The organism is Kitasatospora cinereorecta, assembly GCF_024172095.1.
Classification (GTDB): Bacteria; Actinomycetota; Actinomycetes; order Streptomycetales; family Streptomycetaceae; genus Kitasatospora; species Kitasatospora cinereorecta.
Window position 1 is genome coordinate 428,501 of the sequence record NZ_JAMZDX010000001.1, and the last position, 14,399, is coordinate 442,899.

At 71.3% G+C, this 14,399-nt stretch carries 12 protein-coding genes and 1 tRNA gene; 8 read left to right on the forward strand and 5 right to left on the reverse strand.

What is annotated here, in order from left to right; all coding sequences use genetic code 11:
• Positions 1–19 precede the first annotated feature (19 nt).
• From FHR36_RS02025 to FHR36_RS02040, 4 genes are all read left to right on the forward strand, one after another.
• Positions 20–475 (forward strand): FtsB family cell division protein, encoded by a 456-nt coding sequence (locus FHR36_RS02025; RefSeq protein WP_253793214.1) that lies wholly within the window; start codon positions 20–22, stop codon positions 473–475.
• 14 nt (positions 476–489) lie between these two features.
• Positions 490–1,125 (forward strand): DUF501 domain-containing protein, encoded by a 636-nt coding sequence (locus FHR36_RS02030; RefSeq protein ID WP_253793215.1) that lies wholly within the window; start codon positions 490–492, stop codon positions 1,123–1,125.
• Positions 1,122–2,060: a Ppx/GppA phosphatase family protein gene (locus FHR36_RS02035; RefSeq protein WP_253793216.1), complete on the forward strand. Its 939-nt coding sequence runs from the start codon at positions 1,122–1,124 to the stop codon at positions 2,058–2,060. Before FHR36_RS02030 ends, FHR36_RS02035 begins: the two co-directional genes overlap by 4 nt.
• A gap of 365 nt (positions 2,061–2,425) precedes the next feature.
• Entirely contained in the window at positions 2,426–3,793 is a 1,368-nt protein-coding gene (locus FHR36_RS02040; protein WP_253793218.1) for an NAD(P)/FAD-dependent oxidoreductase, read from the forward strand.
• Positions 3,794–4,062: 269 nt separating this feature from the next.
• On the opposite strand, the gene FHR36_RS02045 is transcribed toward FHR36_RS02040, so the two are convergent.
• Entirely contained in the window at positions 4,063–6,618 is a 2,556-nt protein-coding gene (locus FHR36_RS02045; RefSeq protein WP_253793220.1) for an ABC transporter permease, read from the reverse strand.
• 47 nt (positions 6,619–6,665) lie between these two features.
• Positions 6,666–7,439 (reverse strand): ABC transporter ATP-binding protein, encoded by a 774-nt coding sequence (locus tag FHR36_RS02050; protein ID WP_253793222.1) that lies wholly within the window; start codon positions 7,437–7,439, stop codon positions 6,666–6,668.
• A 343-nt stretch (positions 7,440–7,782) separates the two neighbouring features.
• On the opposite strand from FHR36_RS02050, the gene FHR36_RS02055 reads away from it, so the two are divergent.
• The 4 genes from FHR36_RS02055 (at position 7,783) to FHR36_RS02070 (ending at position 10,728) form a co-directional block, all read left to right on the forward strand.
• A tRNA-Leu gene (locus FHR36_RS02055) sits at positions 7,783–7,867 on the forward strand.
• A 138-nt stretch (positions 7,868–8,005) separates the two neighbouring features.
• A complete protein-coding gene (locus tag FHR36_RS02060) occupies positions 8,006–9,370 on the forward strand; it encodes a VanZ family protein (protein WP_253793223.1) in 1,365 nt (454 codons plus the stop codon).
• A 116-nt stretch (positions 9,371–9,486) separates the two neighbouring features.
• Positions 9,487–10,341: a Bax inhibitor-1/YccA family protein gene (locus FHR36_RS02065; RefSeq protein ID WP_253793226.1), complete on the forward strand. Its 855-nt coding sequence runs from the start codon at positions 9,487–9,489 to the stop codon at positions 10,339–10,341.
• A gap of 63 nt (positions 10,342–10,404) precedes the next feature.
• Entirely contained in the window at positions 10,405–10,728 is a 324-nt protein-coding gene (locus FHR36_RS02070; protein WP_253793229.1) for a hypothetical protein, read from the forward strand.
• 74 nt (positions 10,729–10,802) lie between these two features.
• Here FHR36_RS02070 and FHR36_RS02075 read toward each other — a convergent pair whose 3' ends face one another.
• The 3 genes from FHR36_RS02075 to FHR36_RS02085 form a co-directional block, all read right to left on the reverse strand.
• On the reverse strand, positions 10,803–11,741 hold the full coding sequence (locus FHR36_RS02075; RefSeq protein WP_308199128.1) for a hypothetical protein: 939 nt from the start codon (positions 11,739–11,741) through the stop codon (positions 10,803–10,805).
• A gap of 292 nt (positions 11,742–12,033) precedes the next feature.
• Positions 12,034–13,254: an acetyl-CoA C-acetyltransferase gene (locus tag FHR36_RS02080; protein ID WP_253793230.1), complete on the reverse strand. Its 1,221-nt coding sequence runs from the start codon at positions 13,252–13,254 to the stop codon at positions 12,034–12,036.
• A 58-nt stretch (positions 13,255–13,312) separates the two neighbouring features.
• Complete coding sequence (locus FHR36_RS02085; RefSeq protein ID WP_253793233.1) at positions 13,313–14,380, reverse strand: SGNH/GDSL hydrolase family protein; 1,068 nt, start codon at positions 14,378–14,380, stop codon at positions 13,313–13,315.
• Between the last annotated feature and the right edge of the window lie 19 nt (positions 14,381–14,399).

Here is a 14,399-nt window from a genome sequence, read left to right on the forward strand (position 1 = left end):
TGCGCAGGAGGGGTACGAGATGGGCAAGTGGAAGATCCCGGGGCTGGCGGGGCGTCCGCGCTTCACCAGCCGCGCCACCGTCCTCGTGCTCGTCCTGTGCTCGCTGGTCGCGATACTCGCGTACCCGACCCGGCAGTTCATCGCCCAGCGGTCGGAGATCGCCGCGCAGCAGGCCAAGGCCGAGCACGCCAGGCAGCAGGTCGAGGAGCTCCGCCGGGAGCGGGCCCGCTGGCAGGACCCCGAGTACGTGAAGGCCCAGGCCCGCGAGCGGCTGCACTACGCCCTGCCGGGCGAGACGCCGTTCGTCTCGGTCGACCCGTCGCCCTCGGCGAGTGCCCGGCCCTCCTCCGCCGACGCGGCCCCCGGTACCGGGACCCGGCCGAAGGCCGTCAAGCCCTGGTACGTCAGCTTCTGGGAGTCGGTCGACCTCGCCGACGCCGGACAGCCCCGTACCGAACTCCCCGCCTCCCACTGAAGACAGACCTGCCGATGACCAACGAACACCCGGCCGTCCCCGACGCCGACGTCGCCGCCATCGCGGCCCAGCTCGGCCGCGTCCCGCGCGGCCTGCGCGGGGTGGCCCACCGCTGCCCCTGCGGCAACCCGGACGTCGTGGAGACCGCCCCCCGGCTGCCCGACGGCACGCCGTTCCCCACGCTGTACTACCTGACCTGCCCCAAGGCGGCCTCGCTGATCGGCACCCTGGAGGCCGAGGGCGTGATGAAGGACCAGACCGCCCGGCTGGCCACCGATCCGGACCTCGCCGCCGCCTACCAGCGGGCCCACGAGGACTACATCGCCCGCCGCGACGCCATCGAGGTGCTGGAGGGCTTCCCGAGCGCCGGCGGCATGCCGGACCGGGTGAAGTGCCTGCACGTCCTGGTCGGCCACGCGCTGGCGGCCGGCGAGGGCGTCAACCCGCTCGGCGACGAGGCGATCGGCATGCTGGAGGACTGGTGGGCCAAGGGCCCCTGCGTCTCCCCGGCCGAGGTCGAGGCGGCCGGCGAGCGGGTCTCCCGCAACCGCGCCAAGGACGAGGACCACGCGGCCGTGATCGCCGCCAAGGAGCAGAAGACGGCCGAGCGCGCCGAGAAGCGGCGCCAGGCCGAGGAGGAGGGCGAGTGACGACGACCCGGGTGGCCGCGATCGACTGCGGCACCAACTCGATCCGCCTGCTGGTCGCCGACCTCGACCCGGACACCGGCGCGATCACCGACCGCGACCGCAGGATGATCATCAACCGGCTGGGCCAGGGCGTCGACAAGACCGGCCGCCTCCACCCGGACGCGCTGGAGCGCACCTTCGCCGCCTGCCGCGAGTACGCCGAGGTCATCGCCGAGCACGGCGTCACCCCGGACCGGATCCGGATGGTCGCCACCAGCGCCTCGCGCGACGCCGAGAACGCCGCCGAGTTCACCGACGGCGTCCGGGAGATCCTGGGCGTCACCCCGAGCGTGGTCAGCGGCGACGAGGAGGCCCACCTCTCCTTCACCGGCGCCACCAAGGAACTGCTCGGCGGCCCCGCCAAGCCCCCGTACCTGGTCTTCGACCTGGGCGGCGGCTCGACCGAGTTCGTGCTGGGCGGCGAGGACGTGCAGGCCGCCCGCTCGGTGGACATCGGCTGCGTCCGGCTGACCGAGCGGCATTTCGCCGGGAGCGAGCGGCCGACCCAGGATCAGATCGCCGCCGCCCAGGCCGACATCAACGCCGCCCTGGACCGCGCCGCCGAGGCCGTCCCGCTGGACGGCGACGCCACCCTGGTCGGCCTGGCCGGCACGGTCACCACGGTCGCCGGCATCGTGCTCGACCTGCCCGAGTACCGGTCCGAGCGGATCCACCACGCCCGGCTCACCGTCGACCAGGTCCGCGAGGTCACCGCCCGGCTGCTGACCGCGAGCCACGACGAGCGGGCCGCGATCCCGGTCATGCACCCCGGTCGGGCCGACGTGATCGCCGCCGGTTCGCTGGTGCTGCTGGAGATTATGGAGCGGACCGGAGCCCTGGAGGTTCTGGTCAGCGAGCACGACATCCTCGACGGGATCGCCTGGAGCATCGACTGAGAGGCGTGTCGCCGAAAAGGTTCGTGAATTTCTTCACATGAGGATCCCGCCTTTCGTCGCACTCACGTGTCCGGTCCGTCCGATATGTGGGACCGAAGGCCGTCTCGGTGGGCGGACCACCGGATCGCAGGTGAGGCGGCGAGTTGGCCGGTGGAATCGCAAAGGCGCTCGGGAACCCGGGCACCACAAGGATCGTTGCTGCTCAGAGGCGCCACATGTGTCCGTCCGCTCACCACGGCCCCCCGCCGTCGGTGAGCGGACCGGCCGGCCCGGCTCATGTGGGCGCGTAGTGTAGCACCAGGTGTCCAGCACCTTGTGACGGGCCTCACGAAGTGTCCGTCAGAAGGGGGTGGATACTTTCGGATATGAGCACCACGGAGCGTCCTCGCATCCTGATCGTCGGCGGTGGTTACGTCGGCCTGTATGCCGCGATGCGCATCCTCAAGAAGATGCGCTACGGCGAAGCGACCGTCACGGTCGTCGACCCGCGGTCGTACATGACGTACCTGCCCTTCCTTCCCGAGGCGGCCGGCGGCAACGTCGCGCCTCGCAACCTCGTCGCGCCGCTGCGCAGCGCCCTCAAGAAGGCGGAGGTGCTCACCGGTGCGGTCACCGGTGTCGACCACGCCCGCAAGGTCGCCACCATCCAGCCCGCGGCCGGTGACTCCTACGAGCTGTCCTTCGACTACCTCGTCGTCGCGACCGGCTCGGTGTCCCGCACCTTCCCGATCCCCGGCTTGGCCGAGCACGGCATCGGCATGAAGACGGTCGAGGAGGCGATCACCCTCCGCAACCACGTCATGGCGCAGCTGGACAAGGCCGAGTCCACCACGGACGAGGCGATCCGCCGCAAGGCCCTGACCTTCGTGGTCATCGGTGGCGGCTTCGCCGGCATCGAGACCATCGCCGAGATCGAGGACATGGCGCGCGACGCCGCCAAGATCTACAAGACCGTCAGCCGCGACGACATGCGCTTCATCGTCGTCGAGGCCGCCAACCGCATCCTCCCCGAGATGGGCCCGGACCTCGGTCTGTGGACCAAGGAGAAGCTCGAGGAGCGGAACATCGAGATCTACATCGAGACCTCGATGGACTCCTGCGTCGACCAGCACGTGGTGCTGAAGAACGGCGTCGAGGTGGACGCCTCCACCATCGTGTGGACCGCCGGCGTCAAGCCCAACCCGGTGCTGAACCACTTCGGCCTCCCGCTCGGCCCGCGCGGCCACGTCGACACCGCCGCGACCCTCCAGGTCCAGGGCTTCGACTACGTCTGGGCCGCCGGCGACAACGCCCAGGTGCCGGACCTCGCCGCCGGCGAGGGTGCCTGGTGCCCGCCGAACGCCCAGCACGCGGTCCGTCAGGCCGCCGTCCTCGGCGACAACGTGGTCTCCGGCATGCGGGGCTTCCCGCAGAAGGAGTACAAGCACAAGAACCTCGGTGCCGTCGCCGGCCTCGGCCTGCACAAGGGTGTCGCGATCCTCTTCGGCAAGGTCAAGCTCAAGGGCCGCCTCGCCTGGTGGTTCCACCGCGGCTACCACGGCGCGATGGTCCCGACCATGAACCGCAAGGTCCGCGTTTTCACCGACTGGACCCTCGCGATGTTCCTCAAGCGCGAGACGGTCGGCCTCGGCGAGATGGAGAAGCCGTTCGCCGCGTTCCAGGAGGCTGCGGCGCCCGCGCCGAAGCCCGCCGCTGCCGCCGAGCCCGTCAAGGAGCTCGCGACCAGCAAGTAAGGCGACCAGACCCGACCATTCGGGTACGAGTCGGAGGCCCTCCGCCCGGCAGCGTTGCCGGACCACGACCTCCGTGGTGCTCAGCCGGCCGTGCGACCGGGCGGAGTACAGCAGCAGTTGAGAAGGCCCCTGCCGAGATCCTCGGCGGGGGCCTTCCGTTCTGGTGGGGCCAACCACTGGGGGCGCGAGGAACTGCGCGACCAGCCATGCACTCGGGTGAGTGGTGGGCTGGCCGCGCAGTTCCTCGCGCCCCTGTCGGTGAACCCGGATCAGTCAGTTTTGATGGAGTCGAGGATGTCGAGGCGGGAGGCGCGGCGGGCGGGCCAGAGGGCGGCGATCATGCCGACCAGGCCGGCGAGCGCCAGGAACAGGAGCAGCTGGCCGTAGGGAATCACGGTGGTCAGTCCCTTCAGGTCGGGGGCGAGGGTGCGGTTGGCGGCCCAGGCGACGAAGCAGCCGAGGCCGACGCCGATCAGGGCGCCGAAGACGGAGATGACGACCGACTCCAGCCGGACCATCCGCTTGATGCCGCGGCGGTCGAGGCCGATCGCCCGCAGCATGCCGATCTCCCGCTTGCGCTCGAAGACGGACATCGCCAGCGTGTTGATCACGCCGAGGACCGCGACCAGGACGGACATCGCCAGCAGTCCGTACATCAGGTTCAGCGCGAAGGTGATGATCCGGCTGAACTCGTCCTTCATGTCCTGCTTGCTCTTGACCTCGATCACCGGGTTGCTGCCGGTGGCGTCCTTGATGGCCTGCTTGAGGCCGGAGGTGGCGCCGTCGGTGCCCTTGACCAGGATCTCGCTGATGCTGCCGTCGGGCTCGTGCTTGGCGATGTCGGCGTTGGCCATCACCACGGGGGAGAGCATCTCGGAGCGCTGGAAGACGCCGCCGACGGTCAGGGAGCCGGTGGTCTCGTCGGGGTAGGTGACCTTGAGGGTCGAGCCGACGGAGAGGTGGGCGCTGGCGGCGAGTTCGTCGTTGACCAGGATCTGGCCCTGCTTCAGGGCCTGGGTGGAGCCGCCGTTCATGGTGACCGCGATCAGCTGGTCGAAGCTGGCGGCGTCGAAGCCCTGAATGGCGCGGGTCCTGCCGTCGAGGTCCCAGTACACGTTGGAGACGGCGCTGGCGGCGGTGACGCCGGGGGCCTTGGCGACCGCGGTGACGAGCTCGGGGGCGAGCTGGTCGCGGGTGGCCATGGCGACGTCGTAGTCGGCGCGCATGGAGTTGGTGACGGCCTTGCCGACGGCGTCGTTGACCGAGGCGCCGAGCACGGTGAGTGCGGAGACCAGGGTCAGACCGATGGTCAGGGCGGCGGCGGTGGCGGCGGTGCGGCGCGGGTTGCGGACGGCGTTCTGCCGGGCGAGCTTGCCGGGGGTGCCGAACAGCTTGCCGAGCACCGGGCCGACCAGGGCGATCACCGGGCGGGAGAGCAGCGGCAGCAGGATGAAGATGCCGATCATGGTGATCGGGGCGCCGGCCTCGATCATCTCCCGACCGGACTTGCCCGCGGCGGCGCCGCCCAGGATCAGGGCGATGCCGCCGCCGGTGATCAGCGAGCCGATGACGTTGCGGATCACCAGGCTCTTCTGGGTGGCGGGCTGGTCGCCGCTGCTCATCGCGGCGACCGGGGCGATCCGGGAGGCCCGGACGGCCGGGAGCACGGCGGAGAGCACGGTGACCAGGACGCCGACGGTCAGGCCGGTGACGACGGTGGCCGGGGCGAGCACCAGCGGGCCGGTCGGCATGCTGGGGTTGAGCGCGGCGATGACGGCCTGCATGCCGGCACCGATGCCGACACCGGCCAGCAGACCGGCCAGCGAGGCGGTCACGCCGATCACCAGGGCCTCGGCCAGCACGGACTTGGTGACCTGGGAACGGCCGGCGCCGACGGCGCGCAGCAGCGCCAGCTCCTTGGTGCGCTGGGCGATCAGCATGGTGAAGGTGTTGGCGATGATGAAGATGCCGACGAACAGCGAGATACCGGCGAAGACCAGCAGCATGGTCTTCATGCCGCTGGTCGAGTCGGCGATCATCCTGGTCTGCTCGTCCGTCAGCTGCTTGCCGGTCTCGGCGTCGAACTGGTTGCCGCCGGGCAGCTTCGGGGTGGCCTGGTTCAGCAGCTCGGTCTCGGAGGTGCCGGCCTTGGCGGTCAGCACGATCGAGCTGTACTGGCCAGGGGCGAGCAGCATCTTCTGCGCGCTGGCGGTGTCCAGCAGGGTGAGCGAGCTGCCGGAGGTGACCTCGGGGTCGTCGGTGGTGAAGACGCCGGTCAGCTTGGCGTCGACGGCCGGGCCGTTGCCGGCGATCCGGACGGTGTCGCCGACGTGGTACCCGCCCGTCTTCGCGGTCGCCTGGTCCAGCGCGATCTCACCGGCGGCCTTGGGGCCGCGGCCGTCGGCCATCGGGTAGCGGGGGTCGACGCCGGAGGCGTCCGGCACGAAGTTGGTGCCGCGGGCGCTCCACGCCTGGCCGATCAGGTTGCCCTTGCGGTCGGCGACGCCGGTGAAGCCGGCGACCACACCGCGGGCCTTGGCGGTGCCGGGCAGCGCGGCCAGCTCCTTGACCGTGGCGTCGGTCAGCGTGCCGGGCGCCTTCTCGCTCTTCTCCCGGGCGCTGGCGTGGCTGCCTGCCGCGCGGTCGGTGATCTGTACCGAGACGTCGGTGTAGCTCTTGGAGTAGCTGTTCCGCATGGCCTGGCCGGCCGTGTCGGAGAAGACCATGGTGCCGGCCACGAAGGCGGTGCCCAGCATGACGGCGAGCGCCGTCATCAGCAGTCGGCCCTTGTGGGCCAGCACATTGCGCAGTGCGGTGCGATACATGGGGTGTCCTGATGGGTCGTGACGGACGGGCTGCGGCTGGCGGGTCGTCAGCTCGTCCGGCCCTTGGCGTCGAAGCGGCGCATCCGGTCGAGCACCGCGTCGGCGGTGGGGGCGGTCAGCTCGTCGACGATGCGGCCGTCGGCGAGGAACACCACCCGGTCCGCGTACGAGGCGGCGACCGGGTCGTGGGTGACCATCACGACGGTCTGGCCGAGCTCGCGCACCGAGTTGCGCAGGAAGGAGAGGATCTCGGCGCCGGAGCGGGAGTCCAGGTTTCCGGTCGGCTCGTCGGCGAAGATGATCTCCGGCTTGCTCGCCAGCGCGCGGGCGCAGGCGACCCGCTGCTGCTGGCCGCCGGAGAGTTGCGAGGGACGGTGGCTCAGGCGGCCGGACAGGCCGACGGTGTCGACCACCCGGTCCAGCCACGCCTGGTCGACCTTGCGGCCGGCGATGTCCATCGGCAGCGTGATGTTCTCCAGCGCGGTGAGGGTCGGCAGCAGGTTGAACGCCTGGAAGACGAAGCCGATCTTGTCCCGGCGGAGCTTGGTGAGCTGCTTGTCCTTGAGGCCGACCAGCTCGGTGTCGCCGATCATCGCGGACCCGGAGGAGACCGTGTCCAGCCCGGCCATGCAGTGCATCAGGGTCGACTTGCCCGAGCCGGAGGGGCCCATGATCGCGGTGAACTCGCCCTGCGGGAACACCACGCTGACGTCGTCCAGGGCCACGACACGGGTCTCACCGTCTCCGTAGACCTTGTTGAGGCCGGTGGCGCGGGCGGCCGCCAGGCCGGTGGGTGCGGGCCATGCGGTCGTCGTGGTCATGGGACGTGCTCCTGTCGGGAAGGCGGTGATAAGTCTGGACGGCCGGTCGCACAGGCGCCGGCCGCTACTCCATCGTCCGCCACGTGATCATGGTTTTCCGTCGCTCCGGCGGACGGTTGGACCCACCGCCGCTGGACGTACACCGGGGGCGCCGTCTCCTCCTGCGGTATGACTCCACCCCTGAGGCCCGGCCCGCTGGCCGATTCCGGCCTCCGGCTGGCCGAATCGCGGACGGTTCGTCAGATCGCAAGGAAGCATGACAACTTCCGCAGCCGGAAATATGCGAAACGGGCGGGGAGACGACTAGGCTCAGGGGTAGCCCGCAGGGGCGGGAGTTGGGTCCGCCCGGGTGGTGGAATGCAGACACGGGCAGCTTAAAACTGCTTGGCCGCAAGGCCGTGCCGGTTCGAGTCCGGCTCCGGGCACCAAGCTCCGTATCGCCTCTGGCCTGGGGATATGGCCTGTCCAGGGCGCGCGGTGTTCTCCTTGCGGGAACACGGTGGGAACACCGCGCGTGGTCCGCGACACAGGGCGGGCGTCCACCGCTGTACGAACAGGATCCTTTGGTGCTGGAAGCTGTCTTCCACGGGCACATGACCTTTGTCGTCACCGCGTCGGCCATCACCGCCGCCTCGGCCGTGGTCGCATTCCTGCTCGCGCGGGCAAGGTCCGACCGGCCGGCGCTGATCGCCGTCTGGGTCGCCTCGGCCGTCGGCGCGGTGTGCCTGACCATGTGGTCCACCGGCGGGACCGGCGGCGTCGGCCGCTGCGTGGTCAACCTCTCCCTGTTCGAGCCGTTTCACGAGGTGCAGGGTCGGCTGAACCTGGCGATGTTCGTCCCCCTCGGGTTTCTGGGCGCACTGGTGACGCGGCGCATGGTGCCGGCGGCAGCGGCGGGCGTGATCCTTTCGGCAGGGATCGAGACGATCCAGGGCGCCTTTCCCGTTCTGGGGCGGGCCTGCGACACCAGTGACCTCGTCGCAAACTCCAGCGGTGCGGTGATCGGCGCGATCGCGGGGTGGCTGGTTGTCAGGATCGGATCCGGAAAGCGGCCGCCGATGGCGCTCGGAAGCAGGGTGACCGTGGTCGCACCGGTGGTTGTCGCCGTCCTTCTCGGCACGACCTGGGCCACGTCCATCGTGCCCACGACGGTCGCGGCGACCAGCGCGATCGGTCCGGCCAGCCCGGGGCAGGAGGCTGCGGCGCGGGAAGCCGTCGCTCGCGCTTTCGGTGATTACTACCCCATCAAGAAGGTCCAGTTCACGTCGCTGGACGGCAGGATCGGCACGGTGACGGCCTTCCTCTCGGCAGGAATGCTGGACGTCAGCTGGCCCGACCGCACGAGCATCACCGCCGACCTGGTGGCGTCCGACAGCGGTCCGGAATCCGGCTACCCGGTGCAAGGGGTGGCCGGTCCCGCAGCGTCCGACCGCGACGCGGTCGACATCGCGACGGCCTACGCCCGGCAGCGGTTTCCCTCGGACCTGCCAGGCAGTCAGGTCACGGTCGAGCCGGTCGGGGACAACGCCTCCCTCGGATGGCTGGTGAGCCGGCGCCGGTACCGCGACAACGTCCTCATGCCCATGCGCCTCGACGTCCAGGTCGACCGGGCGGGGCGAATCTCCCAGCTCTCGGCAGTCGACGTCGCAGATCCGGCCGAGCTGCCCACCGTCACCGTGTCGAAGGACATCGCGGGCAGGACCGCGTTGAACCTCGTGCCCTCGTGTCAGAAGGTCGAGGTCGGCGACCTCCTCGCGGTCCGCCACGAAGGCGCGTGGCGGACGGTCTGGCGGACCGTCGTCACCTGCGCGGACACGAGTGAAGTGATCAACGTCGACGCCCACTCGGGGACGGTCGAGTCACGGCAGACGTTCCGCGCACCGCCGAACCGATCTCCCCGGCCTGCTGCGCCCGGCGGCGCCCAGCAGTGATCGTCTTCAGGCTGGCCATTGGCTGCGGAGATCATCCTCGCGGCGTACGCGGATCCCTTTGCCAAACCATTACCCTGGTGCCGTGGGCGGCGTCGCGCCGCCCCGGAGGGAATGAGATGAGAAGCAGCAATCCGGTCTTCTCGCGGGAGGGGTCCTTCACCCGCGACTCGGGGTACGCGGGATTCGACGCCGGTCCCCGGAGTTCGGCCCACGCGGACAACCCGTACGCCCAGCAGGCCCCGTACGGCACCCAGCTGACCGACCAGCAGCTCGCCGAGATGTACGGCGCGCCCTCGGCCGGCCCGCTGCAGACCGGCCGGATGACCATGGACGACGTGGTGGCCCGGACGGCGCTCACCCTGCTCACCCTGGTCGCCGCCGGCACCGTCGCCTGGTTCACCGTGCCGGTCGAGAGCTACAACGTGGCCGTCCTGGTCGCCCTCGCCGCGTTCGCCGTCGGCCTGGTGATCACGTTCAAGCGGAGCGTCAGCCCGCCGCTGATCCTGCTCTACGCCGGTCTCGAGGGCTTCTTCCTCGGCACCCTGTCCAAGGTCTTCGAGACCCTGTGGCCGGGCATCGTGATCCAGGCGGTGCTGGGCACCACGGCCGTCTTCGCGGCCACCCTGATCGCGTACAAGAGCGGCCGGATCCGGGTCACCCCCCGCTACGCGAAGATCGGCATCTCGATCGCGATCGGGTTCGTGATCCTGCTGCTGGTCAACTCGATCGCCTGGGCGTTCGGCGCCGATCTCGGCCTGCGCTCCGGCCCGCTGGGCATCCTGGTCGGCCTGCTCGGCATCGCCCTCGGCGCCTTCTTCCTCACCCTGGACTTCAACGACATCGAGGGCGGCATCCGCGGCGGCGCCCCGCAGCAGGAGTCCTGGCGGGCCGCTTTCGGCCTGACGCTCTCGCTGGTGTGGATCTACCTGGAGATGCTCCGGCTGATCGCCATCCTGCGCGGCGACGACTGACGCACGACCGCCCGCGCAGCAGCCGACGTAGCCCCCGGTCCGCCGGGGGCTACGCTCGCTTCCATGCCTGATCAGACGCCGCTCACGGCCGCCGTCGACCGCCTGGCGGATCGTTTCCGCGCGATGCCGCAGTCCCGGCTGCAGGGCCCCGTGCCCGGCCACCCCTCCCGCGCCGCCGCCGGACTCGCGCTGGCCCGCCGCCTCGCCGCCACCGGCCTCGGGCTGGAGGGCGAGCCCGCCCGCGAGATCCCCGACGCCGGCGATTTCGCCGTCGGCGACCAGCTCGCCGTGGTCGGCCACGACCTCGCCGCCGCGGCGGTAGGCAATCCGGAGGTCCTGGCTGCGGCGCTCGCCGATGTGGAACGGGTCACCGAACTGGTCACGTGAACTGAGTGCGCGACCGGCCACCGCTCTACGTGAGTGCATGGCCGGTCGCGCAGTTCCCCGCGCCCCTGAAAGAGCTAGATCGAAGCGACCACGCGGTCCGCGAGGACGTACACCGCGTCCTCGTCCGTGGAGAAGGTCAGCGAGTACGAGCCGCTGAAGCGGGAGCCGCCGAGGAGGCGGACGTCCTCGCCGGCGCTGATGGCGTCGATGAGGCGGTAGGCGGCCTCGCGGTCGCCGGGGGCGACGCAGAGGGTGGTGCCGTCGGCGAAGGCGTACACGTCGAGGGTGCCGAGCGGGCCGGGGCGGACGTCGGTGAGGGCGACGCACTCCTCGGCGAGGGCGGTCAGCCGGTCGTCGGTCCACTCGCGCGAGGGGGTCGGGCTGGGGACGAAGTCCGGGTGCGAGGGGTGCCGGCGCGGGTCGGGCTTGGCGGCGGGCTCGGTCTCCGTCTCGGCGTCCAGCAGGCCGGCCTCCAGGCCGGTGGCGAGCAGGTCGGCCTCGCGGCGGGCGCGGACGTCGCCGCCGTCGGCCGGCAGGGCGGAGCCGCCGCCGAACACGGGGTGGCCGGGTCGCACGCCGCCGTCGCCGCCGTCGACGGTGTCAGGGACTGAGGGGCCGGCGGGGCCTTCCTTGATCAGGTCCTCGAGGGCGTTGCGCAGCGCCTCGCCGAACGCCGGGTCCATGGTGGGGGCGTTGTCGGCGGCGTCCTGCGGGCCGGTGGGGCGGGGGAAGAACAGCGGCCAGTCCTCGCCGATGGTGGTCAGCGGGGTGTCGAAGAGCGGCGCGTCCTCGGCGGCCCGCGCCTCCTGCTCGGCCCAGAACGCCCGGGCCTCGGTGATCTCGCGCTCACGGTCGGCGGCCAGCGCCTCGGTGACGGCCCGGCGTATCGAGGCCTCGTCGAGGGCAGGGTTCCGGTCCGCTGCCAACCGCCGCGTCAGGGCGCGGACGTGGAGCAGCGCGGCGGTCGCCACGGCGATCAGGATCAGGAGCAGAGAGGTGTAGACGACGCTCACGGAACGTACTCCCAACGAGGGGCGGAACGGGTTTACGCCTCCACATTGCCGTATGTGCGTCCGTTACTGCAGTGGCTGATGTCCGATTTGTGCTGGACTTTCTGCCTTGTCCTCAAATTGTTAGGTAACGCCCTCGACGCAGCGGAGTTGATCCATTCCGGTCCGTCGATGAAAGGCCCTCCGGAGGACGAAAAGAGGGCCGAACCGCACCCGGGGTGTGATTCGGCCCTCAATTACGCTCGGTGAGCCCGGACGAGTGAGTCGGGTGAGTCGAGCGAGTCGAACGAGGTGATCAGCTCAGGCGCTCGATCACCATGGCCATGCCCTGGCCGCCGCCGACGCACATGGTCTCCAGACCGAACTGCTTGTCGTGCCACTGCAGCGAGTTGATCAGGGTGGTGGTGATCCGGGCGCCGGTCATGCCGAAGGGGTGGCCGATGGCGATGCCGCCGCCGTTGACGTTCAGGCGGTCCAGGTCGATGCCGAGGTCGCGGTAGGACGGGATGACCTGCGCGGCGAACGCCTCGTTGATCTCGACCAGGTCGATGTCGGAGATCGACAGGCCGGCCCGCTTCAGCGCCTGCTTCGTGGCCTCGACCGGGCCGTAGCCCATGATCTCGGGGGAGAGGCCGGAGACGCCGGTGGACACCACCCGGGCGAGCGGGGTGATGCCCAGCTCGCGGGCCTTGGTGTCGGACATGATCACCAGTGCGGCGGCGCCGTCGTTGAGCGGGCAGCAGTTACCGGCGGTCACGGTGCCGTCGGGGCGGAACACCGGCTTCAGGCCCTGGACGGCCTCCAGGGTGACGCCGGCGCGCGGGCCGTCGTCGGTGGAGACCACGGTGCCGTCCGGGGTGGTGACCGGGGTGATCTCGCGGGCCCAGAAGCCGGCCTTGATCGCGGCCTCGGCCAGGTTCTGCGAGCGGACGCCGAACTCGTCCTGCTCGGCGCGGGTGATGCCCTTGAGCGCGGCCAGGTTCTCCGCGGTCTGGCCCATGGAGATGTAGGCGTCCGGCAGCAGGCCGTCCTCGCGCGGGTCGTGCCACTCGCCGCCGCCCTCCTGGGCGCGCCGGGCGGTGCGCGCCTGGGCCTCGTCGAAGAGCGGGTTCATGGTGCCCGGCATGCCGTCCGAGGAGCCGTTGACGAAGCGCGAGACGGTCTCCACACCGGCCGAGATGAAGACGTCGCCCTCGCCCGCCTTGATCGCGTGCAGCGCCATCCGGGTGGTCTGCAGCGAGGAGGAGCAGTAGCGGGTGACGGTGGCGCCGGGCAGGTAGTCCATGCCCATCTGGACCGCGATGATGCGGGCCAGGTTGTGGCCCTGCTCGCCGCCGGGCAGGCCGCAGCCGAGCATCAGGTCGTCGATGTCGCGCGGGTCGAGCTGCGGGACCTTGGCGAGGGCGGCGGCGATGATCTGAGCGGTCAGGTCGTCCGGGCGGACGTCCTTCAGCGAGCCCTTGCCCGCCCGGCCGATCGGCGAACGGGCGGCGCTGACGATTACGGCTTCGGGCATGGTGGCTCCTCGCTGCGTGTCCTCGGGCAGGTGCCCGGCCAGGACACCCCGAGGAAAGTTACCGCTTGGTAGCTCCGGCGTCACCGGTCCCGGAGTGTGAGTTGGCTGACGCGTTCGGTGGCGTCTCGGTGCCCGGCAGGCCCAGGCGCAGCCGGTGCCGCAGCGTCGCCCAGCGCCATGTCCCGCTCCCCTCGTCGGCCGCCGTCACCTCGGTGCCGGAGTGACCGGCGGCCGCGGCGGCCGCCACCGCCACCGGCAGCACCGCCTGCGGCTCCAGCGGCGGCTCGGCGCCAGTGAACGTCTCGTCCGGCCACAGGTCCAGGATCGCGCAGAGCGAGGGCAGCAGGGCCATCGCCGCGGTCGCGTACCCCTGGGCGGAGGGGTGGTAGCGGTCGGCGGCGAACATCTCCGGCCGGGCGGCGAACTCCGGACCGAGCAGCGAGCCCAGCGAGACGGTCCGCCCGCCCGCCTCCACCACCGCGATGGTCTGCGCCGCGGCCAGCTGCCGGCTGAGGCGCCGGGCCACCCAGCGCAGCGGCGGTCGGACCGGCTTGATGGTGCCCAGGTCCGGACAGGTGCCGACGACCACCTCGCAGCCCTCGGCGCGCAGCCGGCGCACCACGTCCCCCAGCTCCCGGACGCAGGTGGCCGCCGGGCTGTGCCGGGTCACGTCGTTGGCGCCGACCATCACCACCGCCAGCGTCGGCCGGGCCGACAGCGCCACCTCGACCTGCGCCGCCAGGTCGCAGGAGCGCGCGCCGGACTTGGCCACGTTCACCAGCCGCACCCGGCGCTCGGCGACCGAGGCCAGTCCGGCGGCCAGCAGCGCCCCCGGGGTCTCCCGGCCCCGGGACACCCCGAGCCCGGCCGCGGTGGAGTCGCCCAGGAAGGCCAGCACCAGCGGCGGCTCCCGGTCGGCGGGATCGGTGAACTCCGCCCCGTACACCCCGTCCGCGCGCGGCGGATCACCGTCGAGGAGTCCGATCGCCCGGATCGCCAGCCGGCTCTCGGTGAGCAGCACCCCGGCCAGCCCGACGCCGAGCAGTCCAAGGCCGCCTCCGCCGTACGCCGCCGCGGTGGCGATCCTCCGGGCAACCCGGGCCCTCGACGCCTGTGCCCCTGGCATCAGGTACCCCCTTGTCCGA

Excerpts from the sequence above, each read along its gene's own strand:
- FHR36_RS02025 (WP_253793214.1), top strand. The coding sequence starts at position 20 with ATGGGCAAGTGGAAGATCCCGGGGCTGGCGGGGCGTCCGCGCTTCACC.
- FHR36_RS02030 (WP_253793215.1), top strand. The coding sequence starts at position 490 with ATGACCAACGAACACCCGGCCGTCCCCGACGCCGACGTCGCCGCCATC.
- FHR36_RS02040 (WP_253793218.1), top strand. The coding sequence starts at position 2,426 with ATGAGCACCACGGAGCGTCCTCGCATCCTGATCGTCGGCGGTGGTTAC.
- FHR36_RS02045 (WP_253793220.1), bottom strand. The coding sequence starts at position 6,618 with ATGTATCGCACCGCACTGCGCAATGTGCTGGCCCACAAGGGCCGACTG.
- FHR36_RS02050 (WP_253793222.1), bottom strand. The coding sequence starts at position 7,439 with ATGACCACGACGACCGCATGGCCCGCACCCACCGGCCTGGCGGCCGCC.
- FHR36_RS02065 (WP_253793226.1), top strand. The coding sequence starts at position 9,487 with ATGAGAAGCAGCAATCCGGTCTTCTCGCGGGAGGGGTCCTTCACCCGC.
- FHR36_RS02070 (WP_253793229.1), top strand. The coding sequence starts at position 10,405 with ATGCCTGATCAGACGCCGCTCACGGCCGCCGTCGACCGCCTGGCGGAT.
- FHR36_RS02080 (WP_253793230.1), bottom strand. The coding sequence starts at position 13,254 with ATGCCCGAAGCCGTAATCGTCAGCGCCGCCCGTTCGCCGATCGGCCGG.
- FHR36_RS02085 (WP_253793233.1), bottom strand. The coding sequence starts at position 14,380 with ATGCCAGGGGCACAGGCGTCGAGGGCCCGGGTTGCCCGGAGGATCGCC.